The 23,111-nt window shown below is 60.6% G+C and carries 23 protein-coding genes; 13 read left to right on the top strand and 10 right to left on the bottom strand.

Annotation, left to right across the window (positions count from 1 at the left end; genetic code table 11):
- The first annotated feature begins 219 nt into the window (after positions 1-219).
- From J4D25_RS18635 to J4D25_RS18620, 4 genes are all read left to right on the top strand, one after another.
- Positions 220-822, top strand: a complete 603-nt coding sequence (locus J4D25_RS18635) for a hypothetical protein (RefSeq protein ID WP_057713637.1) — start codon at positions 220-222, stop codon at positions 820-822.
- A gap of 120 nt (positions 823-942) precedes the next feature.
- The gene (locus J4D25_RS18630; RefSeq protein ID WP_057713638.1) at positions 943-1,620 is read left to right on the top strand and encodes a response regulator transcription factor; all 678 of its coding nucleotides are present in this window, start codon (positions 943-945) and stop codon (positions 1,618-1,620) included.
- Positions 1,617-2,963 (top strand): ATP-binding protein, encoded by a 1,347-nt coding sequence (locus tag J4D25_RS18625; RefSeq protein ID WP_057713639.1) that lies wholly within the window; start codon positions 1,617-1,619, stop codon positions 2,961-2,963. Before J4D25_RS18630 ends, J4D25_RS18625 begins: the two co-directional genes overlap by 4 nt.
- A gap of 196 nt (positions 2,964-3,159) precedes the next feature.
- On the top strand, positions 3,160-3,915 hold the full coding sequence (locus J4D25_RS18620; RefSeq protein ID WP_057713640.1) for a polysaccharide deacetylase family protein: 756 nt from the start codon (positions 3,160-3,162) through the stop codon (positions 3,913-3,915).
- A 44-nt stretch (positions 3,916-3,959) separates the two neighbouring features.
- On the opposite strand, the gene J4D25_RS18615 is transcribed toward J4D25_RS18620, so the two are convergent.
- A complete protein-coding gene (locus J4D25_RS18615) occupies positions 3,960-4,958 on the bottom strand; it encodes an AraC family transcriptional regulator (protein ID WP_057713641.1) in 999 nt (332 codons plus the stop codon).
- Between the two features lie 339 nt (positions 4,959-5,297).
- On the opposite strand from J4D25_RS18615, the gene J4D25_RS18610 reads away from it, so the two are divergent.
- On the top strand, positions 5,298-6,632 hold the full coding sequence (locus J4D25_RS18610) for a dicarboxylate/amino acid:cation symporter (RefSeq protein ID WP_057713642.1): 1,335 nt from the start codon (positions 5,298-5,300) through the stop codon (positions 6,630-6,632).
- 156 nt (positions 6,633-6,788) lie between these two features.
- Entirely contained in the window at positions 6,789-7,970 is a 1,182-nt protein-coding gene (locus J4D25_RS18605) for a CaiB/BaiF CoA-transferase family protein (RefSeq protein WP_057713643.1), read from the top strand.
- Positions 7,971-8,090: 120 nt separating this feature from the next.
- On the opposite strand, the gene J4D25_RS18600 is transcribed toward J4D25_RS18605, so the two are convergent.
- Entirely contained in the window at positions 8,091-8,585 is a 495-nt protein-coding gene (locus J4D25_RS18600) for a SprT family zinc-dependent metalloprotease (RefSeq protein ID WP_057713644.1), read from the bottom strand.
- A 157-nt stretch (positions 8,586-8,742) separates the two neighbouring features.
- Complete coding sequence (locus J4D25_RS18595) at positions 8,743-9,345, bottom strand: Yip1 family protein (protein WP_008051494.1); 603 nt, start codon at positions 9,343-9,345, stop codon at positions 8,743-8,745.
- 282 nt (positions 9,346-9,627) lie between these two features.
- Here J4D25_RS18595 and ttcA point away from each other — a divergent pair, with 282 nt between their 5' ends.
- Positions 9,628-10,452, top strand: coding sequence for a tRNA 2-thiocytidine(32) synthetase TtcA (gene ttcA, locus J4D25_RS18590; RefSeq protein ID WP_008051493.1), 825 nt, complete (start codon positions 9,628-9,630; stop codon positions 10,450-10,452).
- Between the two features lie 197 nt (positions 10,453-10,649).
- On the top strand, positions 10,650-11,324 hold the full coding sequence (locus tag J4D25_RS18585) for a DNA-3-methyladenine glycosylase I (protein WP_057713645.1): 675 nt from the start codon (positions 10,650-10,652) through the stop codon (positions 11,322-11,324).
- 100 nt (positions 11,325-11,424) lie between these two features.
- Here the strand turns inward: J4D25_RS18585 and J4D25_RS18580 are convergent, their stop codons facing one another.
- From J4D25_RS18580 to arsC, 3 genes are read right to left on the bottom strand one after another with little or no spacing between them, the layout of a single operon-like run.
- The gene (locus tag J4D25_RS18580) at positions 11,425-11,850 is read right to left on the bottom strand and encodes a DUF2069 domain-containing protein (protein WP_057713646.1); all 426 of its coding nucleotides are present in this window, start codon (positions 11,848-11,850) and stop codon (positions 11,425-11,427) included.
- A gap of 1 nt (position 11,851) precedes the next feature.
- Positions 11,852-12,448 (bottom strand): NAD(P)H:quinone oxidoreductase, encoded by a 597-nt coding sequence (gene wrbA, locus J4D25_RS18575; RefSeq protein ID WP_057713647.1) that lies wholly within the window; start codon positions 12,446-12,448, stop codon positions 11,852-11,854.
- Complete coding sequence (gene arsC, locus J4D25_RS18570; RefSeq protein WP_057713648.1) at positions 12,445-12,798, bottom strand: arsenate reductase (glutaredoxin); 354 nt, start codon at positions 12,796-12,798, stop codon at positions 12,445-12,447. Before arsC ends, wrbA begins: the two co-directional genes overlap by 4 nt.
- Positions 12,799-12,912: 114 nt before the next feature.
- Between arsC and J4D25_RS18565 the strand changes: the two genes are divergently transcribed.
- Entirely contained in the window at positions 12,913-13,380 is a 468-nt protein-coding gene (locus J4D25_RS18565) for a TlpA disulfide reductase family protein (RefSeq protein WP_057713649.1), read from the top strand.
- Positions 13,381-13,469: 89 nt separating this feature from the next.
- Here the strand turns inward: J4D25_RS18565 and J4D25_RS18560 are convergent, their stop codons facing one another.
- The 4 genes from J4D25_RS18560 to J4D25_RS18545 all read right to left on the bottom strand — a co-directional run bounded on the left by J4D25_RS18560 (position 13,470) and on the right by J4D25_RS18545 (position 18,227).
- A complete protein-coding gene (locus J4D25_RS18560) occupies positions 13,470-13,874 on the bottom strand; it encodes an META domain-containing protein (protein ID WP_057713650.1) in 405 nt (134 codons plus the stop codon).
- Positions 13,874-14,308, bottom strand: coding sequence for a hypothetical protein (locus J4D25_RS18555; RefSeq protein ID WP_056728017.1), 435 nt, complete (start codon positions 14,306-14,308; stop codon positions 13,874-13,876). The genes J4D25_RS18560 and J4D25_RS18555 overlap by 1 nt, the downstream gene beginning before the upstream one ends.
- Positions 14,309-14,385: 77 nt before the next feature.
- The gene (locus J4D25_RS18550) at positions 14,386-15,378 is read right to left on the bottom strand and encodes a 2-hydroxyacid dehydrogenase (RefSeq protein WP_057713651.1); all 993 of its coding nucleotides are present in this window, start codon (positions 15,376-15,378) and stop codon (positions 14,386-14,388) included.
- A gap of 95 nt (positions 15,379-15,473) precedes the next feature.
- Positions 15,474-18,227, bottom strand: coding sequence for a response regulator (locus tag J4D25_RS18545; RefSeq protein WP_057713652.1), 2,754 nt, complete (start codon positions 18,225-18,227; stop codon positions 15,474-15,476).
- 215 nt (positions 18,228-18,442) lie between these two features.
- Here J4D25_RS18545 and J4D25_RS18540 point away from each other — a divergent pair, with 215 nt between their 5' ends.
- From J4D25_RS18540 to rlmD, 4 genes are all read left to right on the top strand, one after another.
- A complete protein-coding gene (locus tag J4D25_RS18540) occupies positions 18,443-19,162 on the top strand; it encodes a response regulator transcription factor (protein WP_057713653.1) in 720 nt (239 codons plus the stop codon).
- Positions 19,152-20,573, top strand: coding sequence for a sensor histidine kinase (locus J4D25_RS18535; RefSeq protein WP_057713654.1), 1,422 nt, complete (start codon positions 19,152-19,154; stop codon positions 20,571-20,573). Before J4D25_RS18540 ends, J4D25_RS18535 begins: the two co-directional genes overlap by 11 nt.
- A gap of 168 nt (positions 20,574-20,741) precedes the next feature.
- Positions 20,742-21,644 (top strand): cysteine synthase CysM, encoded by a 903-nt coding sequence (cysM, locus tag J4D25_RS18530; RefSeq protein WP_057713655.1) that lies wholly within the window; start codon positions 20,742-20,744, stop codon positions 21,642-21,644.
- Positions 21,644-22,996, top strand: coding sequence for a 23S rRNA (uracil(1939)-C(5))-methyltransferase RlmD (gene rlmD / locus J4D25_RS18525; protein WP_057713656.1), 1,353 nt, complete (start codon positions 21,644-21,646; stop codon positions 22,994-22,996). The genes cysM and rlmD overlap by 1 nt, the downstream gene beginning before the upstream one ends.
- The last annotated feature ends 115 nt before the right edge of the window (positions 22,997-23,111 follow it).

The following is a 23,111-nucleotide window of genomic DNA, read 5'->3' as shown; positions in this document are numbered from 1 at the left end:
CGGGTTGGCTTGAGGCTGGGTAGTGCAAAGCTTCTGACGAGTTGGTAGTCGGTGCCCGCCTTTTCCATTGCATGGTCGGATCTGCTGCTGAAACGTGTCGAAATATTCGGGGCGGGTCGGTTCAGCCCAGGTTCAGGGTGCGTTCAGGGGGAGTTCAGGGCGCGGTGCGTAACCTTGCCTCGTACCCAAAAAACAATCGGCACATGAGGAAACTCCCCAATGACTGGATTCAAAAAACTGCTTCTGGCATTCACGGTTCTGAGCGCAAGCACCGCAGCTTTCGCGTCCGACGACAACTTCGCCAGCCTTACTCTTGGACAGACCAGCGACAAGGTTAAAAAATCCCACGCCCTGAACGACAACCTCAATCACCCGAACGCCGATGGCGTAATCGGCAAGGACACCACCTGGGGTGTTCGTCTGGGCCAGCAAAACACCAAGGGCCGCTACTACGCCACTTACGACAATGTGTCGGGCTCGCACAACGGCATTAAACTGCGTCAGGAAAATCTCCTGGGCAGCTACGATCTGTTCTACCCGGTGGGCGCTAGCACCAGGCTGTTCGGTGGCGCCACGGCCGGCCTGACCAAAATGACTCAGGAGTCGCCAGGCTTCAGCCGCGACAGTGATATCGGCTACGCCATCGGTGGCCAAGTGGGTGTGCTGCAACAGGTTTCGCAAAACACCTCGGTTGAACTGGGTTACCGTTACCTGCGCAGCAACGCCAGCACCGAGATGAGTGAGCGCGGCGGCAGCAAGCAGGGTTCGCTGGACCTGACCAGCAGCGCCCAGACTTACCTGTCCGCCAACTACGCTTTCTGACAAGCGTTTCGTGAACGGCCTGCGCCGGATCAGCCCGAGTGACTGATCCGGCGTTGCCATGTTAGCTCTTGAGGTGCGACGTTGCGCCTATGGAGATGTTGATTTGCCCGGGAGAGCAATATGAAATTGCTGGTCGTCGAAGATGAAGCGCTGCTGCGTCATCACCTGCAAACCCGCCTGACGGAGAGCGGCCACGTGGTCGAGTCCGTGGCCAACGCCGAGGAGGCGCTGTACCAGACAGCCCAGTTCAACTTTGACCTGGCGGTGATCGACCTCGGTCTGCCGGGCATTAGCGGGCTCGACCTGATCCGGCAGTTGCGCTCAAGTGGCAAAACCTTCCCGATCCTGATCCTCACCGCGCGCGGTAACTGGCAGGACAAGGTCGAAGGCCTGGCCGCCGGCGCCGATGATTATCTGGTCAAGCCGTTTCAGTTCGAAGAACTGGAGGCCCGCCTGAATGCCTTGCTGCGACGCTCCAGCGGTTTCACCCAGTCGACCATCGTCGCTGGCCCGTTACTGCTGGATCTGAACCGCAAGCAGGCGTCCCTCGACGATCAGCCGTTGGCACTGACTGCGTATGAGTACCGCATTCTCGAATACCTGATGCGTCACCATCAGCAAGTGGTGCCCAAGGATCGCTTGATGGAACAGCTCTACCCGGATGACGACGAGCGTGATCCGAATGTGATCGAGGTGCTGGTCGGCCGTCTGCGCCGCAAACTGGAGGGGCCGGGCGGGTTCAAACCGATCGACACCGTGCGCGGCCTGGGCTACCTGTTCAACGAGCGTTGCACTTGATCCGTTCGCTGCGCATACGCTTGATGCTCGCCGCCACGCTGTTGGCGGTGTTGTTCATGCTGGCGTTGCTGCCTGCGATGCAGGGTGCCTTCAGCCTGGCGCTGCAGGACTCCATCGAGCAGCGTCTGGCATCCGACGTGACCACGCTGATCTCGGCTGCCCGGGTGGAGAACAACAGCCTGCAGATGCCAGCGCAATTGCCCGACGAGCGCTTCAACCTCACCGACAGCCGATTGCTCGGCTATATCTATGACCGTGAAGGGCAACTGGTCTGGCGTTCGAAGGCGACCCAGGAAGAACGCATCAACTACAAGCCGCGCTACGACGGACGTGGCAGCGAGTTTGCGCGGATCCGCGAAGCCAATGGCCAGGAGTTCTTCGTCTACGACGTCGAGGTCAAGTTGCTCGGCGGCAAAAGTGCAGCCTTCAGCATCGTGGCGTTGCAGCCGGTTCGCGAGTACGAACTGACCCTCGAAGGCCTGCGGGAAAATCTCTATCTGGGTTTTGGCGCGGCACTGCTGGTGCTGCTGGCGTTGCTGTGGATCGGCCTGACCTGGGGCTTGCAGGCATTGCGGCGCTTGAGCCAGGAACTGGACCAGATCGAAGGTGGCACCCGCGAAAGCCTCAGTGAGGAACATCCCCGGGAGTTGCTGCGCCTGACCGGTTCCCTCAACCGTTTGCTGCATAGTGAGCGTGAGCAGCGCAGTCGCTATCGTGATTCCCTCGACGACCTGGCTCATAGCCTGAAAACGCCCTTGGCGGTGCTGCAAGGCGTCAGTGAAGACATGGCCCAGCGTCCCGAGGATCGCGATCAGGCCTGGGTGCTGCAAACCCAGATCGAACGCATGAGCCAGCAGATCAGCTACCAGTTGCAGCGCGCCAGCCTGCGCAAAAGCGGCCTGGTACGTCATCAGGTGCATTTGCGGCCGGTACTGAAAAGCTTGTGTGACACGCTGGACAAGGTTTATCGCGACAAGCGCGTGCACGTCGCGTTCGATTTGCCCGACCCATGTTACGTACCGATCGAGCAGGGTGCCCTGCTGGAAATGATGGGCAATCTGCTGGAAAACGCCTATCGCCTGTGCCTGGGCGAAATACGCCTCAGTGTGCGTGAAACCCTCAGCGGCACGCAGTTGTGTGTCGAGGACGACGGCCCTGGCGTACCACAGGATCAGCGCGCACGGATTCTCGAGCGCGGAGAACGCCTGGACCGCCAGCACCCGGGGCAGGGTATCGGCCTGGCGGTGGTCAAGGACATCATCGAGAGCTACCACGCCCAGCTGACCCTGGGGGATTCACCAATGGGCGGAGCGGCGTTCCGGATTTATTTTCCGGCGGTGTGAACGGGTATTTGATAGCAGTCTTTTCGGGCTACAGGCATCAAGCGTTAAACGACCGGCAACAATGTTTTGTTGGCGTTCAGTCGTTTGGTGGCAAGTAATAAGCCTCGCCTTATTGACGACATGCACACGCAGAGTCTGTGTTGCTTGCATGAGTGGATAGGGGCTGAAGCGTTACAAGCCACCAAAGGAGATAAGGATGGAAAGGAAGAAAGTTTGGCTGACGTTTGACGACGGTCCTCGGCAAGCCCAGACCGAAACCGTGCTGGAAACACTGGAGCTGTTTGATATCAAGGCAACGTTTTTTATTGTTGGCAATCTGGTTGCCAGGCATGGCGAGCGTATCAAGCGCATCCTGGGCGAAGGGCACCGGATCGGCAATCACACTTACGATCATCTAAGACTGGTCGGCCAGGACAAAGACACCATCATCGATCAAGTCAAAATGACGGAGCAGGCGCTGACTCCCTACCAGCAGCCGGACCTGATCATGAGGCCGCCTTATGGCGCTCACGACGCGATGGTCGATCGCACTGTCGCCGAGTTGGGGTACCGGCAGGTTCTCTGGAGCGTGGATACCCTGGACTGGAGCAGCAACTACCAACCGGGGGGCTGGGTATCCCATGGTGTTGAGCAAGTAAGGAAAAGAAAGAATTCCATTGTGCTGATGCATGACATACATGCGACCACGGCCAATAATCTTGGCCGGTTCATCGGACAAGTGAACCTGCTGGGCGATGTGGACTTCGAGTCACCGGCCACACTGGCGATTGCGCCGGTCAGTCAGTTGAATATGTATGTGGTGGTAAGGGGCGATACATTGTCCACAATTGCCAGAGAGTTTTATGGCGATGCTGCCAAATACCTACTGATCTTTAATGCGAACAGGTCGGTGCTGGATCATCCAGACAAAATTTACCCTGGCCTGTCACTGATCATCCCGCCTCCAGGGTAAGCGTTCGCCAAATCTGGACGGGGTGTAACGCGGGTGCTGAAAATTCAGTTCTCCTGCGCCCGATAAGCCCCCGGCGTTAGCCCCGTCCATTTCTTGAACGCCCGGTGAAACGCCGATGGCTCGGAAAACCCCAACTGCTCGGCGATCTGTTGCAACGACAGGTCGGCGCGGCTCAGGTGATAAATCGCGATGTCCCGGCGCAACTGGTCCTTCAATTCCTGAAAGCTCGAACCCTCTTCCCGCAAATGCCGGCGCAAGGTCTGCGGGCTGATGTGCAGGTGGGCGGCCACGGCTTCCAGGTCGGGCCAGTGTGAACTGTCGCGACTGAGCAAGCGCCGCAGGCGGCTGCTCAAGCTGTCGCCATCGTCCGGGCGCGAGAGCAGGTCGGCGGGGGAGCGTTCGAGGAAATGCTTGAGGGTGCGTTCATCCTGCAACAACGGCATGGCCAGGTAGCGGCTGTGAAACAACAGGCTGCTCTGGGGCTTGGAAAACTCAAGCGGACAGGAAAACAGCAGGTCGTACTCGGCGCCGTGTTCCGGCCGGGGGTAGCTGAACGTGGCCTGTTCCAGGCGAATGCGCTGGCCGATCAGCCAGCTGCCGAAACGGTGCCAGATCACCAGCAGGCTTTCACTGAGGAAATGATCCGGGTCCCAGAGCTGCGAGTCGTCCAGGCTCAGGCGCACCCATTCATCTTCGCGGCTCAGGGTCAAACGCGGCGCCCCGGGGAACAGGCTGTAAAACAACAAGCCGCGATGGAGTGCCTTATCCAGGCTGCGGCAGTGAATCACGGCATGGCACATCATTGCGAAGCTGCCCGGCCTGCTTGGGGCTTGCCCGAACCCGAGGTACTCGTCGTCCAGTGCCAGCCATAACGCCTGGATCAGTTGGGTGAATTGCTCCGGAGCGATGCGTGCCCGGGGTTCGTCCAGCAACTCGGGGCTGATTCCCAGTTGCTGTAGCAAGCCCGAATAGTCGTAGCCGTGCCGACGCGCACCACACAGGGCGGCGCGGGCGAAGTGACTGGCGATGGTACGTTCGCGCATGGCAGCAGATCTGACCGTTGATCGACGGATGTTAGCTGCGCGCCGCGGGCGTGAACAGGGCGGATATCCGCCAAATTGCAGGACGACTTTCAGTGCAGGGGCGGAAATCCGCCACATGCTTGTAGCCGTTCGGTGACAGGGAATTCGCTGCAACCCCAGATATAAAAAGGCTTGCAGGGGGTTTTACGGAAGGTGGCACGGGCCTTGCGATACAACGAGCAGATGCCTGCCGTTGCGCAGCTCGAAAAAACAAATCCCTCCAGTGCAGGAGGGTTCGCAATCGCGGTGTTGCGGGCAACAGCTGGATGTTGTCACCGGGCACCTTTGAGGAACTTTGCAATGACGACTCGTCAGCCACTGTATAAATCCCTGTACTTCCAGGTGATCGTTGCCATCGCTATCGGCATTTTGCTCGGTCACTTCTACCCGCAGACCGGTGTAGCCCTCAAACCGCTGGGTGACGGGTTCATCAAACTGATCAAAATGGTCATCGCGCCGATCATCTTCTGTACCGTCGTCAGTGGTATCGCCGGCATGCAGAACATGAAATCGGTCGGCAAGACCGGCGGCTATGCGCTGCTGTACTTCGAAATCGTGTCCACCCTTGCCTTGCTGATCGGCCTGGTCGTGGTCAACGTCGTGCAACCGGGTGCCGGCATGCACATCGACGTATCGACCCTGGATACCAGCAAAATCGCTGGCTTCATCTCGGCTGGTAAAGACCAAAGCATCATTGCCTTTGTCCTCAACGTGATCCCGAACACCATCGTCGGCGCGTTCGCCAACGGCGACATCCTGCAAGTGCTGATGTTCTCGGTGATCTTCGGTTTCGCCCTGCATCGCCTGGGTGCCTACGGCAAGCCGGTGCTGGACTTCATCGATCGCTTTGCTCACGTGATGTTCAACATCATCAACATGATCATGAAGCTCGCTCCAGTCGGTGCGTTCGGTGCGATGGCGTTCACCATCGGTGCCTACGGCGTCGGTTCGCTGGTGCAACTGGGCCAGTTGATGATCTGCTTCTACATCACCTGCATCCTGTTCGTGCTCCTGGTACTGGGTGCCATCTGCCGCGCGCACGGTTTCAGCGTCATCAAATTGATTCGCTACATCCGTGAAGAACTGCTGATCGTGCTGGGCACTTCCTCTTCGGAATCCGCTCTGCCACGCATGCTGATCAAATTGGAACGCCTGGGTGCACAGAAATCCGTTGTGGGTCTGGTGATCCCGACTGGTTACTCGTTCAACCTCGACGGTACGTCGATCTACCTGACCATGGCCGCTGTGTTCATCGCTCAGGCGACTGACACCCCAATGGACCTCACTGCCCAGATCACCTTGCTGCTGGTGCTGCTGTTGTCCTCCAAGGGCGCCGCCGGTGTGACCGGTAGTGGCTTCATCGTGTTGGCTGCCACCCTGTCCGCCGTGGGCCACCTGCCGGTTGCCGGCTTGGCGCTGATCCTCGGTATCGACCGCTTCATGTCCGAAGCCCGTGCCCTGACCAACCTGGTGGGTAACGCTGTTGCGACCCTGGTCGTGGCCAAGTGGGTGAAAGAGCTGGACGAAGACACGCTGCAAGTCGAACTGGCTTCCGGCGGTCGCGGTATCTCCGACGAGCGTGAAGTAGACGACCTGGGCGTGGCCGAAGGCCCAGCCCCGGCCAGCGTCAAGTAAACGCTCAACAGAAACTCGGCCTGCAATGAAAAACCCGCTTCGGCGGGTTTTTCATGCCTGCGATTTGAGCGCAACGGTCACCGCCAGTGACGCATCAGGTGATTGCTGCGATGTTCTCGGCTGCCTAGGCTTGGAGGATCGCACTGGAGAACACTTATGCTCGGTCCACTGGCATCACTCAAGGTTCTGGATTTCTCGACACTGCTACCGGGGCCGTTCGCCTCGTTGCTGCTGGCGGACATGGGCGCCGAAGTGCTGCGCATCGAATCGCCGACCCGCATGGATTTGCTGCGGGTGTTGCCGCCCCACGATCAAGGTGTGTCAGCCAGTCATGCCTATCTCAATCGCAACAAGCGCAGCCTGGCCCTGGATCTCAAGCAGCCTGAGGCGCTGGAGGTGATCAGGTCGTTGCTGCAGGACTACGACATTGTGCTCGAGCAGTTCCGTCCGGGTGTCATGGAGCGTCTGGGCCTGGGTTACGAAGCCCTGAAGGCGATCAATCCGAGACTGATTTATGTGTCGATCACCGGCTATGGCCAGACGGGCCCCTACAAGGACCGCGCCGGTCATGACATCAACTACCTGGCCCTGTCCGGGCTGGCGAGTTACACCGGCCGTGCCGACACTGGGCCGTTGCCGTTGGGCATGCAGGTGGCGGATGTCGCCGGTGGTTCGCTGCACGGGGTGATTGGCTTGCTGGCGGCAGTCATCGCCCGACAGCAAACCGGGCAGGGCCAGCACCTGGATGTCAGCATGACCGACTGCGCGTTCAGCCTCAATGCGATGGCCGGTGCCGGGTATCTGGCCTGCGGCGTCGAGCCGGGACCGGAAAACCAGGTGCTCAATGGCGGCAGTTTCTACGATTACTACCGCTCCCGGGATGGGCGCTGGCTGTCGGTGGGCAGCCTGGAGCCGGTCTTCATGAAACAGTTGTGCACGGCATTGGGTCTGGAGGAATTGGCCGGCCTCGGCCTGTCACCGCAACCGGCGCATCAGAAACAGCTTAAAGACGCGCTGAAGCTCGAATTCGAAAAGCATGACTTTGCCGAGTTGCGCGCGCTGTTCGCAGAGCTGGATGCGTGTGTCGAGCCAGTGTTGAGCCTGGGAGAAGCGCTCGGTCATCCGCAGTTGCAGGCGCGGGAGTTGGTGGCCGACGTACCTCGTGGCGATGGCTCGACCCAGGCGCAGATGGCGTGCCCGTTGAAGTTTTCGCAAGGTTTGCCGGAGCCCCGGCATATTGGCGCGGCGCTGGGGCAGCATACGGATCAGGTGTTGGGAGAGTTGGGGTTCAGTGCTGAGCGGATCGAGCAGTTGCGGCGGGCCAAGGTGATTCTTTAGTGCCTGTCAGGCCGCCATCGCGAGCAAGCTCGCTCCCACACTGGGTTTGTGTCACGCCACAGATTCTCTGTGGGAGCGAGCTTGCTCGCGATAGCGGCAGCACAAACACCGAAAATCCAACTACTCGACCCGCATCTCGCCACTGAACACCAACGTATTGCGGCACCGCCGACACAAATACCGCCGTCCCTGCCGAACCAGGCTGTGGCGCTGTGCCGAAAACGGGAAGTCGCTGTCGACGCACGGGCACTTGTAGATGTAGCGGGTCACGCTGCGGCGTTTGACGTCATAGGTGTGGCAGCGGTTGGGCGGCAGTTCGTACACGCCGCGCATGATCAGTTGCCACTCTTCACCATGGGGTTGGATGCGGTCGCCGAACAGTTGGTGGGCGATCAGGTGCGCGACTTCATGGGCCACGGTCTGCTTGAGGAAATCTTCGGTATTTTCCCGGTACAGCTGCGGGTTGAAGCGCAGCAGGTTCTCGTGCAAATGCGCGACACCGGCTTTTTGCCCGCGCAGCTTGAGGCTCACCACGGGGCGCTTGAAAGGTCGTTTAAAAAAGGATTCGGCTAGTTGGAAACAGTCTTCGACGCGGGTATTGAGTTGCTCGGGCATGCTTGATGGATCTCCAGAGCGGTCGAGTATGCCGCAACCCTCGGACCTTGCGAATCACCAGGTTGCCGAATGGTCGTGTGCGTTCTCGTTGCTGAAGAATGAAAAGACCGCCTTGCGGCGGCCTTTGTCGGCAGTTCTGATTTTCAGTGATGAGCGGCTAACTGGTGTAGACCGGGCCCACGCCGAGTCCCCAGACAATTACTGTGAACGCCATGATGGCGACCAGCACCACCAGGCCTACGGCGAGCACCGAACTTGAAAACAGGAAGCCCTCGTCAGATGGAATGTTCATGAATGTCGGCAAGCCCACATACAGCAAGTACACCGTGTAGCAGATCGCTGCGGTACCGACGATCATCCCCAGCCACAGGTGCGGGTACAAGGCGGCGAGACCGCCGATGAACAGCGGTGTAGCGGTGTAGGTGGCAAACGCAATGCAGCGGGCCAGGCTTGGGTTGGCGTCATAGGTGCGGGCCATCCAGTGGATGAAGGCGCCCATTACGGCCACACCACCGAGCATCGCCAGGTACGACATGATCGTCATCCATATCGCGCTTTCTACGGTCAGCATTACGGGAGGTCGATTGCCGATGACCCAGCCGACCTGTGTGGTGCCAATAAAGGCAGACACGGCGGGGATCGCCGCCAGGATCAGCGTATGGGTCAGGTACATGTGGCTGATGCTTTCCTCCTGGTCGCCACGGATTTCTTTCCATTCTTGGTCAGGGTGGGTGAAGAGCCCCACTACGTGATGGATCATGCCAGTCACTCCTCTTGTTTTTACCGTCGCCCCCCAGTGGAGCGCCTACGGGCCAATGCGGCCAAGCAAGTCATAGGTCTGAATTTGTATGTGACCTTATGTCGCAGTATAGGGAGGAGTTTCCTCAGAGGGAGTAAGGGCTTTAGAGCAAATCGCGCTGTAAACGCAGTTGTTAATCGCCGCAGGGTCTGTGGCGAACAGCCCTTTTGGCGAGGCACTTCGCCCCTGAGGCGTTTTTGCGTAAAATGCCGGCCTTTCGTCACACCTCACGGATTTCGCGTCATGGGCACTCTCACGGTCAACCAGAACAAACTGCAAAAGCGCCTTCGCCGACTGGCCGGTGAGGCAGTTGCCGATTTCAACATGATTGAAGACGGCGACAAGGTCATGGTCTGCCTGTCCGGTGGCAAGGACAGCTATACCATGCTCGATGTGCTGATGCACTTGCAGAAGGTCGCGCCGATCAAGTTCGAGATCGTGGCCGTGAACATGGACCAGAAGCAGCCGGGTTTCCCGGAGCACGTGCTGCCGGCCTACCTCAAGGAACTGGGGATCGAGTACCACATCGTCGAGAAAGACACTTACTCGGTGGTCAAGGAGCTGATCCCGGAAGGCAAGACCACCTGCTCGTTGTGCTCGCGCCTGCGTCGCGGAACGCTCTACACCTTCGCCGATGAAATCGGCGCGACCAAGATGGCCCTCGGTCACCATCGCGACGACATCGTCGAAACGTTCTTCCTGAACATGTTCTTCAACGGTTCGCTCAAGGCCATGCCACCAAAACTGCGCGCCGACGATGGTCGTAATGTGGTGATCCGCCCGCTGGCCTACTGCAACGAAAAAGACATCCAGGCCTACTCGGACTTCAAGCAATTCCCGATCATTCCGTGCAACCTCTGCGGTTCCCAGGAGAACCTGCAGCGTCAGGTGGTCAAGGAAATGCTGCTGGACTGGGAACGCAAGACCCCGGGCCGTACCGAGAGCATTTTCCGTAGCCTGCAGAACGTGATCCCGTCCCAACTGGCGGATCGCAACCTGTTCGACTTCACCAGCCTCAAGATCGACGAAAGCGCCGCTTCGCGCTTCGTCAACGTGGTCAACCTCTGACCACAACTACTGTGGGAGCGAGCCTGTGGTGAGGGGGCTTGTCGGAACGCCGCACCGCCCCGTTTGAGTGCGTAGCACTCACAAGATCTTTGGTGCTTGGGAGATCTTGGGGCCGCTTCGCAGCCCAACGGGGGCAAGCCCCCTCGCCACAGGCTCACTCCTACAACTGTATTTTGTTTCAACCTCCAGGAGAGGGCATGCGCGACTACAAGTGGCTGAATGAGTACTGCTTGAACCGCTTCGGTTCGGCAGCTGAACTGGAAGCCCATCTGCCCGTTCCCAAGACTCCCGCGCAACTGCGCAAGATCAGCGACGATCGCTACCTCTCGATGATGGCGCTACGGGTGTTCCGCGCCGGGCTCAAGCACAGCCTGGTGGATGCCAAGTGGCCGGCCTTCGAAGAAGTGTTCTTCAGGTTCGACCCGGAAAAAGTCGTGCTGATGAGCGCCGAGCACCTTGAGCGCCTGATGCAGGACACGCGGATCATCCGTCACTTGGGCAAGCTCAAGAGCGTGCCGCGCAATGCGCAGTTCATACTGGACGTGGCCCATGAAAAGGGCAGCTTCGGCGCGCTCATCGCCGACTGGCCGGTGACCGATATCGTCGGGCTCTGGACCTTCCTGAAAAAACGTGGACATCAGTTGGGCGGGCTGTCAGCCCCGCGCTTCTTGCGGATGATCGGCAAGGACACCTTTGTACCGAGCTATGACGTAGTGGCGGCGCTGAATGCGCAGGACATCATCGACAAGGTGCCGAGCAGTCTGCGCGACCTGGCGTTGGTGCAGGACGTGTTCAACCAGTGGCATGAGGAAAGCGGCGGGCGGCCGATGAGCCAGATTTCGATGATGCTGGCTTACACAGTCAATCATTGAGACCGAGTCGCCCCAATCGCGGGCAAGCCCGCTCCCACATTGGATCTGTGTCGTTCACAAAATCCCCTGTGGGAGCGAGCCTGCTCGCGATAGCTGTGGGTCAGGCGACGGAGGGTTCGCCCTCGCCAGCCAACTTGCGGTTCAACTGATACCGCCAGCGCACATACAGCAGCGCCGAGCAAAACACCGCCAGACTCGCGCCCATCTCCAGCAAGCCGAAGACTTGCCGGTTCGGGTCATAGGCAGCCAATGCGCCCTTGATGAAGTACAGGTTCACCACAAAGCACATCCACGAATGCCCGCGAGGGCTGCCGACGATCATCCCCGGTGCCAGAATCAGCAGTGGCACCAGTTCGATCAACAGGATCACCCAGGGGCGTGCCCCATGCAGATCGGCAATCGCCAGGTAGTAAACACACAGCAGTCCCACCAGGCCGAAAAAGCACAGCAGGCTGATGGCGCGCATCGCCTTGACGCGTGGTTCGAGCCATTTGAGGGCGGGCAGGATCTTCGGCTTCTTGGCCACCTCAGCTCTCCAGTTTCTGTGCGGTCTTGGCCAGGCGCAGACCCAGCGCGCGGCACAACGCCACTTCATGGGCGTCCAGACCGCTTTTGCCGTCGGCGCCGGCGTGGTGGCTGGCGCCGTATGGCGTACCGCCTCCCTGGGTTTCCAGCAGTGCCGACTCGCTGTAGGGCAGGCCGGTGATCAGCATGCCGTGGTGCAGCAACGGCAGCATCATCGACAGCAGCGTGGTCTCCTGGCCGCCGTGCAGGCTCGCGGTGGAGGTGAACACACCCGCCGGTTTTCCCACCAGGGCGCCGGTCAGCCACAGGTTGCTGGTGCCGTCGAGGAAATACTTCAGTGGTGCCGCCATGTTGCCGAAGCGGGTCGGACTGCCGAGTGCCAGGCCGGCACAGTTCTTCAGGTCGTCGAGGCTGGCATACAGCGCGCCTTCGTCGGGAATCTCCGGCGAAACGGCTTCGCACTCGCTGGAAATCGCCGGCACCGTGCGCAGGCGGGCCTCAAGCCCGGCCTGTTCGACACCACGGGCGATCTGCCGGGCCATTTCGTTGGTCGAGCCGCTGCGGCTGTAGTACAGAACCAGAATGTACGGTGCACTCATGGCAACAGTTCCAGGATCTGCTCCGGTGGGCGGCCGATGATGGCCTTGTTGCCGACTTCGAGAATCGGTCGTTCCATCAGTTTCGGGTGGGCGGCGATGGCGGCAATCAATTGCGCTTCGCTCAGGCTGCTGTCGGCCAGGTCAAGGGTCTTGTACTCGTCCTCGCCGGTGCGCAGCAGTTGCCGGGCGCTGATCCCGAGTTTGCTCAGCAGGCTCTGGATCTGCGCGGCGTCCAGCGGGGTTTCCAGGTAGCGGACCACGGTCGGGGTCAGGCCACGGGCTTCAAGCAGTTCGAGCGCACCGCGGGATTTCGAGCAGCGCGGATTGTGATAAAGCGTCAGATCGGTCATGAGCGGGTCGCATCTTGCGTAAGGTGGCGGCTATTCTAACTGTGCAGCGCGCAATCCAGAACCGTAAGAGGCGATGGGTCGCAGGTGCATTCAATTTTTGACAAGGAACACGACATGACAAGGCGACTGGCAGCAGCATTGGCGATCATCGGAGCGTTGATGCTGGGGGGCTGCGGTAATGACTATGGCATCGACCAGGACGGCCACAAGATCGCCGCCGACCGACTGGACGGCAAATGGCTGGTCCTCAACTACTGGGCAGAATGGTGCGGGCCTTGCCGTACCGAGATACCGGAGTTGAATGCCTTGGCTGAGCAGCTCAAGGACAAGAAAATCGGTGTGTTCGGGGTCAACTTCGACAATGTCCAGGGGCAAGAGCTGAAGGACGCGAGCGAGAAACTTGGGATCAGGTTCACCGTGCTGGCCCAGGACCCTTCCGAACTGTTCGAGCTGCCGCGCAGCGAAGCATTGCCGGTGACCTACATCATCGATAACAAGGGCAAGGTGCGTGAGCAGTTGATGGGTGAACAGACGGCGGCGGGGGTGATGGCGAAGCTTGAGGCGTTGCAGGCGAAGAATTGATCAGATGATCGTTTTCATTGTGGTCAGGGGCTTTTTGTGGCGAGGGGGCTTGCCCCCTCCCCACAGGTTTCACCGTGCTGAAAGGGCGATCAACCCTCCTCGAGCCACCAACGCAACGGCTTGCCTTCGGCTGGCCAGAAGCGTATCTGCTCGATCGGGGAGACGTCCCAGCGCTGGACGTTTTCCAGGGCCTGAAGGAAGCGTTTTTCCTGTTCCATCAGTGCCGGCGCGCACAATTTGCGGGTGCTGCCGATTTTGCCGAAGGTCAGTTTGTCGCCATCGAGGGTGTACGGCGCGAACCAGTGGTTGCAGCCGCCATTGCCGTAGGCCCGGCCATCTTCGTCGAGGGTGACGGTCAGGTGGCTGTAGTCCATCAACGGCCGCTCGCCGATCCACTCCAGAATGTAGCTGCGGTTCTGTTGCAGTTGCACCGGCTCGGCGGCGCAGCCCAGCAGGCCGGCACCGACCATGGCGGTCAGAGCGAGGCCTTTCATCACGCAGGCTCCTGGCATTTCGGGCAGAGGTGTTTCTCGCCAACGCTGGTCCAGCCCAGCTCGGCAATCCGCGCGGTGGCGGCAGGCTTTTCGGCCTTGTTGCCCAGCTTGGCATCGACGGCAAACTCGAAGCTCAGCTCTTTGGCACAGCTGTCACAGTTCACTTGCCAGGTGTGGATGGCCAGTTCGCCGAACACCGGGCCACTGGCTACCGCGACCCATTGGCCGGGCGGGTTGATCAGGTGGCGAACCGTTTCGACGGTCAGGCGCATGGACAAGTCCTTGGCACCCTTGAGGGTCACAACCAGCACGTCATTGTTGCGAATCGAACCACCGTTGCCGGTGACTTGATAGCGCCCCGGCACCAGGGCGCGGCATTCAGTGAGGGTGTGTTGCGGGTTCATCAGGCTGTAGCGGAAATCGTGTTCGACCATGGGTCCTCCAAATATGCGCGATATGCTAGCACGGGCTTGTACGCCGCATCGCGCAGGTAGATGACCTTCGATCCGTTTCAGTCTCCCGTCACCAGGTTTTCCGGGGTGCCCGCCGTCCAGGCTGCAATGTTGTGTAATGTGGTGGCGGCAATCGCGTCCAGTGCTTCGCGGGTCAGGAACGCCTGGTGCGCGGTGACGATCACGTTGGGGAAGGTCAGCAGCCGTGCCAGCACATCGTCTTGCAGCGGCAGGTCGGAGCGGTCCTCGAAGAACAACTGCGCTTCCTCCTCATACACATCCAGCCCCAGGTAACCCAGGCGACCGTCTTTCAGGGCATCGATCAGTGCCGGGGTGTCCACCAGACCGCCACGCCCGGTATTGATCAACATCGCGCCCGGTTGCATGTGCGCCAGGGACTCGCGGTTGATCAAGTGCTTGCTCTGCTCGTTGAGCGGGCAGTGCAGGCTGATGATCTGCGATTCGGCCAGCAATTGCGGCAGGCTCAGGTAGCGAGCGCCGAGGGCTTCGACCTGCGGGTCGGGGTAGGGGTCATAGGCCAGCAACCGGCAGCCAAATCCGCTCATGATTTTGGCGAAGGTGGCACCAATCTGACCGGTGCCGACCACGCCGACGGTCTTGCCCACCAGATCGAAACCGGTCAGCCCCTGCAGTCTGAAATCCCCTTCGCGAGTGCGGTTGTAGGCGCGGGGCAAGCGGCGGTTGAGTGCGAGGATCAGCGCTACTGCATGTTCGGCAACGGCGTGGGGCGAATAGGCCGGGACACGCACGATGGCCAGTCCCAGGCGTTTTGCTGTCGGCAAGTCGACATGGTTGTAACCGGCCGAGCGCAGGGCGATCAGGCGTGTGCCTCCAGCGGCCAGGCGCTCGAGTACCGCAGCGCCAAGGTCATCATTGATGAACGCGCAGACCGCTTCATACCCTTGGGCGAGCGCTACCGTGTCGAGGCTCAGGCGCGCAGTCTGAAATTGCAGCTCGATGCCGGCCGGTTGCCCGGCCGCGAGAAAGCTGTCGCGGTCGTAGTTCTGGCTGCTGAAAAGAATCGTACGCATGCGGTGCTCCTTGAAGGTGGCCTGCGCCGTTGAGCAAGCCGGCATTCGACAGTCCTCAGGTTAACTCGCCGGCAGCCCTTCGCGATTGCGCTGCATCAAGCATTCATGCGCGCCTGGGCTGCCAGGCGATTGATTGCCCGGTCGAGCTCATCCAGTGCCAGGCTGGCTTTCGGGTCCTGTTGCTTGAGCAGGGTTTCGCTGCGTTGGCAGGCCGCACGCAATTGCGGTACGCCGCAGTAACGCGTCGCGCCATGCAGGCGATGGACCCGTTCGACCAGAGCGTTGTGTTCATTGCTTTGCCGAGCCAGTCGGATGGCTTCGCGGTCAGCCTCCAGTGACGCCAGCAGCATCGCCAGCATGTCCGCGGCCAGATCGGCCTTGCCGGCAGCCAGGCGCAATCCTTCCTCGTGGTCGAGCACCAACAGGTCATGGGTGCCAGCATGCCCATCGCCGGAGTGCTCCGGGCTGTGATTGCGCAGCGCCAGGCCGCTCCACTTCAGCACCACTTGTGCCAATTGCCGTTCGCTGATCGGTTTGGTCAGGTAGTCGTCCATGCCGCTTTGCAGCAGCGCGCGTTTTTCGTTGGCCATGGCGTGGGCAGTGAGGGCCACGATCGGCAGGGGCGTGCAATGGCGTTCGCTTTCCCACTGGCGGATCGCCTCGGTGCTCTGGCGACCGTCCATGCCGGGCATCTGCACGTCCATCAACACCAGATCGAATGTCTCGTTCTGCACCGCCTTGACGGCGGCATAACCGCTTTCCACCGCGAGTACCTTGGCGCCCATGTCTTCGAGCAGGGTTTGCACCAGCATCAGGTTGGCCGGATTGTCGTCGACGCAAAGCACCTTCGGGGCACGGCTGGATACCGGTTCGCCCGGCTCGCTGCGCATAGACCGCGGGTTGACCAGGTCAGACAGGGAGCGTCGCAGCTTGCGGGTGCAGGCCGGTTTAGCCTGGAGCTGGCTGTGGGGGTTGGGCACGGAAAGATGGAACAGCGTCTGTTCCGTGGTCGGGCACAGCACCAGCACTTTGCAGCCAAGATGCTCGAGGTCCCAGATGTGCTGGTTGAGGCGTTCCGGCGGCATGTCGTTACTGGTGATACCGAGTACGGCGAGGTCGATCGCCTGGTCGGTCTGGTGGGCGGCGGTGACGCCATTGGTCAGGCTTTCCAGGGTATTGAACGGTGTGGTGCTGAGGCCGCAGTCTTCCAGTTGATGCTGCAACGCCTGCCGTGCCAGCTCGTGGTTTTCCAGTACCGCCACCCGTCGCCCGAGCAAGGGTGCCGAGGGCAGGTCTTCGGCATCGTCGCGGGTTTTTGGCAGGCTCAGGCTGATCCAGAATTCCGACCCTTCCCCCGGTGTGCTGTCGACGCCGATCTCACCGCCCATCTGTTCGATCAGGCGCTTGGAAATCACCAGGCCCAGGCCAGTACCGCCGGGTTGCCGCGACAGCGAGTTGTCGGCCTGGCTGAAGGCCTGGAACAGGGCGCGTACGTCCTGGTTCGACAGACCGATGCCGGTGTCCTGAATGCTGATGCGCAACTGCACGGTGTCTTCGTGTTCTTCTTCGAGCATGGCGCGGGCGACGATGGTGCCTTCGCGGGTGAACTTGATCGCGTTGCTCACCAGGTTCGTCAGGATCTGCTTGAGCCGCAGTGGGTCGCCCACCAGCGACAGCGGCGTGTCCCGGTACACCAGGCTCACCAGTTCCAGCTGCTTGGCGTGGGCAGCCGGGGCGAGGATGGTCAGGGTGTCCTGTAGCAGGTCGCGCAGGTTGAACGGAATATGGTCGAGCACCAGCTTGCCGGCCTCGATTTTCGAAAAGTCGAGAATCTCGTTGATGATGCCTAGTAGGCTGTCGGCGGATTTTTCGATGGTGTCCAGGTAGTCGAGCTGGCGCGGGGTGAGCTCGCTTTTTTGCAGCAGGTGGGTGAAACCGAGAATGCCGTTGAGCGGCGTGCGGATTTCATGGCTCATGTTGGCCAGGAATTCGGACTTGATCCGGCTCGCTTCCAGGGCTTCCTTGCGCGCCAGGTCCAGTTCGATGTTCTGGATCTCGATGGTTTCCAGATTCTGGCGCACGTCTTCGGTGGCCTGGTCGATGCTGTGCTGCAATTCTTCCTGCGCATTTTGCAGGGTGCCGGCCATGCGGTTGATGCCGGAGGCCAACTCGTCCAGTTCCTGACTGCCGAGTGGCGGCAGGCGGGTTTCCAGATGACCGTCCTTGAGTTGAGCCACGGCTTGCTTGATCTGGCTCAATGGCCGATTGATCGTGCGACCCATGCGCAAGGCCAGCAGTGCCGCACCTATGAGCCCCGCCGCGATTAACATCAGGCTGGCGAACAGGCTGCGGTAACCGCGCAACAGCATGCTGTTATGGGACAGTTCAAGCTCGACCCAGCCCAGCAGGCGGTCGGCTTCTTCGGGAATCACGTCCCCGGCCAGGTTGCGGTGTTTGCCGAATACCGGCAGCAGATAGCGGGTCGCATCGTTGCCACTGCGGCGCAGCATCTGCGTGCCACTGCCGGAGGGTGTCTGGTTGAGCATGGTCGGGCCGGCGTGGGCCAGCAGCGTGCGGTCAGGAGCCAGGAAGGTCACGGCCCGCACGTCGGTTTGTTCCAGGGCCTGGGTGGCGATGCGTTCGAGCAGTTCGTTGTCCTGATGGCCCATGGCTGGCGCCGTCAGTGGAGCCAACTGCTCGGCGATCATTTCGCCGCGCTGCATGAGTTGGGTTTGCAGGTCAGCCTGTTGCATCCAGGTAAAGTATCCCCCCAGCACCAACGCCATCAGGCTGGTTGGCAACAGGGTCAGCAACAGCACGCGGCCTTTGATTCCCAGTTTCTTGAGCACGCATCTCTCCTGCATCCCGCTATTTATAGGCCTGCACATGCATCCGCCATGCACCACTTGCGCAGTGTAGCGATTTGCTCGCGGGCAATCTTCGTAAAAATGGTGCCGTCATTCGTCGGATCGGACGACTCATTGGCAATTGGGACAAACGGTGGGTTGCCCCTGGCGAGGCAATCTTGAATAATCGCTCAACTGAGAATTATTTGCAGATAGTCATGACTCCCATCACTGCCGGCCTTCCCCGAATCCTGTCCATCGAAGACGACCTTGTGCTCGGCGCCTACGTGCATGAGCATCTGGACCGCAGCGGCTTCCAGGTGACCTGGTGCCAGAACGGTCAGGAAGGCCTGGACATTGCCCGCCGGCAACCATTCGACGTGGTGTTGATGGATATTCTGCTGCCGGGCATGGACGGCCTGGCGGTACTGACCCAATTGCGCCAGAGCCATTCCACCCCGGTGTTGCTGATGTCGGCCCTCGGTGCCGAGGCCGATCGCATCAGCGGCTTTCGCCTGGGGGCTGATGATTACCTGCCAAAGCCCTTCAGCATGGTGGAGTTGCGGGTGCGCATCGAAGCCATTCTGCGGCGGGTGGCACTCGACCGCCGACCCGCGCCCGCAGTGCCGGCCCCGTCGATGGACAGCCTGCGTTTCGAAGATGAAAGCTTCGAGGTCTTTTATGGCGAACAGGCCGGTGGCCTGACCCGCAGCGAGTATCGGTTGCTGGAGACGCTGCACCGCAGCGCCGACGAAGTACTGAGCAAAGCCTTCCTTTATCAGCAGGTGCTGCAGCGCGGTTACGCGGCCCATGACCGCAGCCTGGACATGCACATCAGCCAGATCCGCCGCAAGCTCAAGGCCATTGGCTACACCGAGCGCGAAGTGCGTACGGTTTGGGGCAAGGGCTACATCCTGAGCGCCGCCGATGACATGTAACTTGCCGGGCAGGCATTCGCTGTTCTGGAAACTGGCCTGTCTATTGGTCGCTTTCTGTCTGTTGATGATCTGGCTGAGTTGGTCCTGGGGCCGTTACATGGAGCAGCGTAACCAGTTCCTCTCCGATGAGGCCCGCGGCACCCTGTCCGGTTATGCCGCCGAAGCCGAGCAGGTATGGCAGCAGCGTCAGAGCGCCGGTATCGATGACTGGCTGCAAGGCATGCATCAGCGGGAAAAAGGCTGGGTCGGTGTCATCGGCGGTGATTTGCAGTCCTTGAGCAACCAATCGCTGACGGACAAGGAAGTCGAACGCCTGACTTTTTTGCGCGGCCTCGATTGGCCCATCCACAAGAAAGGCCGGCCGTGGATGCGCATACCCTTTCCCGGTGACCCCTCCGTCGGCAGCCTGGTGATCGAGTTGCCCAAACGCTTCGTACCCGGGCGTTACCGGGTGTTCTGGCGGGTGATCACCAACGGCGTGATTCCGGGATTGTTCACCTTGCTGTTGTGCGTCGGGCTGTATCGTTTGTTGGTGGTGCCGCTCAACAGTCTGCGTGAACAGGCCAATGCCTGGCGTGCCGACCAACTGAATGTGCGCCTGTCGAGCCGCACTACCAATCGTTCCGATGAATTGGGCGAGTTGGGCAGGGCGTTCGATCACATGTCCGAGCGCCTGCAAAGTACTGTGGCCTTGCAGCAGCAACTGCTGCGCGACTTGTCCCACGAATTGCGCACGCCCTTGAGCCGCCTGCGGGTGGCCAGTGAAAGCGAGCAGGGGCTGGAGCCATTGCGCGAACGCATCGGCCGTGAAGTCGATGGCATGCAGCGGCTGGTGGAAGACACGCTGCAACTGGCGTGGCTCGATACCGAGCGCACCCGTTTGCCTGACGAGGCGATCCAGATCCAGGCCCTGTGGGAAATGCTCACGGAGAACGCCTGCTATGAAAGTGGTTGGCCCGATACGCAGTTGCAATGCACCGTAGATTCATCCTGTTGGGTTCGCGGTCATCTCAACACCTTGGCCCAGGCATTGGAAAACATTCTGCGCAATGCGATACGGCATTCACCTGATGGTGGGGTTGTCCTGCTCGGCGGCCGGCGTGATGGAGATTTCTGGCATCTATGGCTGGAAGATCAGGGCGGCGGCGTGGCGGAAGCTGATCTGGAGCGGATCTTCCTGCCGTTCACCCGACTCGACGGTTCGCGGCCGGGGGATGGTGGGTTTGGCCTGGGCTTGAGCATCGCCCGAAACGCGGTGCAGCGTCAGGGCGGACAGCTTTGGGCGCAGAACACCGGAACCGGGTTGCGCCTGAACATGCGGTTGTTGGCGGATGTTGATAGCGCCAGTGCCGACGCCATCGCGGTCAAGCCCGCTCCCACACTGACCGTTCTTGAACCGCGAAACCTGTGATCACCCCGGCACCCTGTGGGAGCGAGCTTGCTCGCGATGAAGCCCTCCTGTTCACCGCAACATATCTGCTTATTTCCATAAGCCATAAGCACCGCACTTTGCGTGATATGGCCTGGGAACGTTTGCCGGTATGATAGGCCCCCCCGCAGTCTGGATTGCGAATACGCCATGACCTTGCAGTACCCAACCATCGCCGATTGCGTCGGCAACACTCCGCTGGTCCGTTTGCAGCGCCTGCCCGGCGCCACCAGCAATACCCTTTTGCTCAAGCTCGAAGGGAACAACCCGGCGGGTTCGGTCAAGGACCGTCCGGCGCTGTCGATGATCACCCGCGCCGAGCTGCGCGGGCAGATCCACGCCGGCGATACGCTGATCGAGGCGACCTCGGGCAACACCGGGATCGCCTTGGCCATGGCCGCTGCGATCAAGGGTTACAAGATGATCCTGATCATGCCCGACAACTCCAGCGCCGAGCGCAAGGCAGCCATGACGGCCTATGGCGCCGAGCTGATTCTGGTCAGCCAGGAGCAGGGTATGGAAGGCGCCCGTGACCTCGCGCAGAAGATGGAAGCCGAAGGCCAGGGCAAGGTACTGGATCAGTTCGCCAACGGTGACAACCCCGAGGCGCACTACACCACCACCGGTCCGGAAATCTGGCGCCAGACCCAGGGCACCATCACCCATTTCGTCAGCTCCATGGGCACCACCGGTACCATCATGGGTGTGTCGCGCTACTTGAAAGAGCAGAACGACAACGTGCAAATCATCGGTCTGCAACCGATGGAAGGCTCGGCGATCCCGGGGATCCGCCGCTGGCCTCAGGAATACCTGCCGAAGATCTACCAGGCTGACCGCGTGGACCGGATCGTCGACATGGCGCAAAGCGAAGCCGAAGACGTGACCCGTCGTCTGGCCCGCGAAGAAGGCATTTTCTGTGGCGTGTCCTCGGGCGGTGCCGTGGCGGCAATGTTGCGCCTGTCCAAAGAAGTGGAAAACGCGGTGATCGTCGCGATCATCTGCGACCGTGGCGACCGTTACTTGTCGACCGGCATTTTCGACGCGCCCAACTGATGGCCAAACATGAAAGAGGCCTGCGCTTCCAGCCCACCGGCGGCAGCAAGGCCCCGCAAGTCCCGACCGGCAAAAAGCAGCGCCTGACCATCGAGCGCCTGGCCAATGACGGTCGCGGTATCGCGTTTTTCGAAGGTCGCACCTGGTTCGTCATCGGCGCATTGGCCGGTGAAGAGATCGAGGCGCGCGTCCTCGGTGCCCACGGCAAAGTGGTCGAGGCGCGCACCGAACGGGTGTTCAAGGCCAGCGAACTACGCCGCCCTGCACCGTGCGCCCATGCCGGCCGCTGTGGCGGTTGCAGCGTGCAGCATCTGCCCCACAACGAACAGCTTGCCCTGAAACAGCGCATGCTCGCCGAGCAGTTGTCGAGAGTCGCGGGCGTCGAACCCGATGAGTGGGCGGCGCCATTGAGCGGTGCGGAGTTCGCTTACCGCCGTCGCGCCCGCGTTGCGGTGCGCTGGGACATGAAGGCAAAAAAACTCGAAGTCGGTTTCCGTGCCGCTGGCAGCCAGGACATCGTGGGCATCGATGACTGCCCGGTGCTGGTACAGCCCTTGCAACCGATCATGGCCCGCTTGCCGGAGATGCTGCGACGCTTGAGCAAACCCCAGGCACTCGGGCATGTGGAGTTGTTCAGCGGCTCGACGCTGGCGGTGTTGCTGCGGCACATGGCGCCGTTGTCCGATGCCGACCTGACGATCCTCAAGGAATTCTGCGCGTTCCACGAAGCCCAGTTGTGGCTACATGGCGATGGCGAACCGCAACCGGTCGAGGCCGATCAGTCGTTGGGCTATCGTCTTGAACAGTGGGACCTGGAGCTGGCGTATCGTCCCGGGGATTTCATTCAGGTCAACGCCGCCGTCAACGAAGCGATGGTCGCCCAGGCGCTGGACTGGCTGAAGCCGACAGCGGATGAGCGCGTACTCGACCTGTTCTGTGGCCTGGGCAACTTTGCCTTGCCGCTGGCCAAGGCCGCTCGTGAAGTGGTGGCGGTCGAAGGCGTGCAGGTGATGGTCGATCGGGCCGCGGCGAATGCGGCCAGCAATAATCTGCATAACGCGAAGTTTTTTCAGGCCGATTTATCCCAGCCTTTGACGGACGCCGAATGGGCCGCCGAAGGCTTTTGTGCGGTACTCTTGGACCCACCGCGTGACGGTGCTTTCGAGGTTGTGCGCAAGCTCAGGAGCTTAGGCGCCGAACGTTTGGTGTATGTGTCGTGCAACCCTGCAACTCTGGCGCGCGACACGGTCGAATTGATCAAGCAGGGCTACCGGTTAAAACGTGCCGGGATTCTCGATATGTTTCCTCAAACGGCACATGTCGAGGCCATGGCGTTATTTGAAGCGAGCTAGGATGCTCGTCTGGTCCGACTGGCCCGCCCGTGCAGCCGCGCACCCAGCCCGACGTGGGCGCACCGGCAACGAAGGTCAGCGATTTGACGCATTGAATCTGCGTCGTAGGGAAGGT

Source organism: Pseudomonas sp. GW456-L13 (assembly GCF_017350115.1).
In the GTDB taxonomy this organism is placed as follows: domain Bacteria; phylum Pseudomonadota; class Gammaproteobacteria; order Pseudomonadales; family Pseudomonadaceae; genus Aquipseudomonas; species Aquipseudomonas jessenii.
This window is presented reverse-complemented; position numbering and strand designations above follow the sequence as displayed.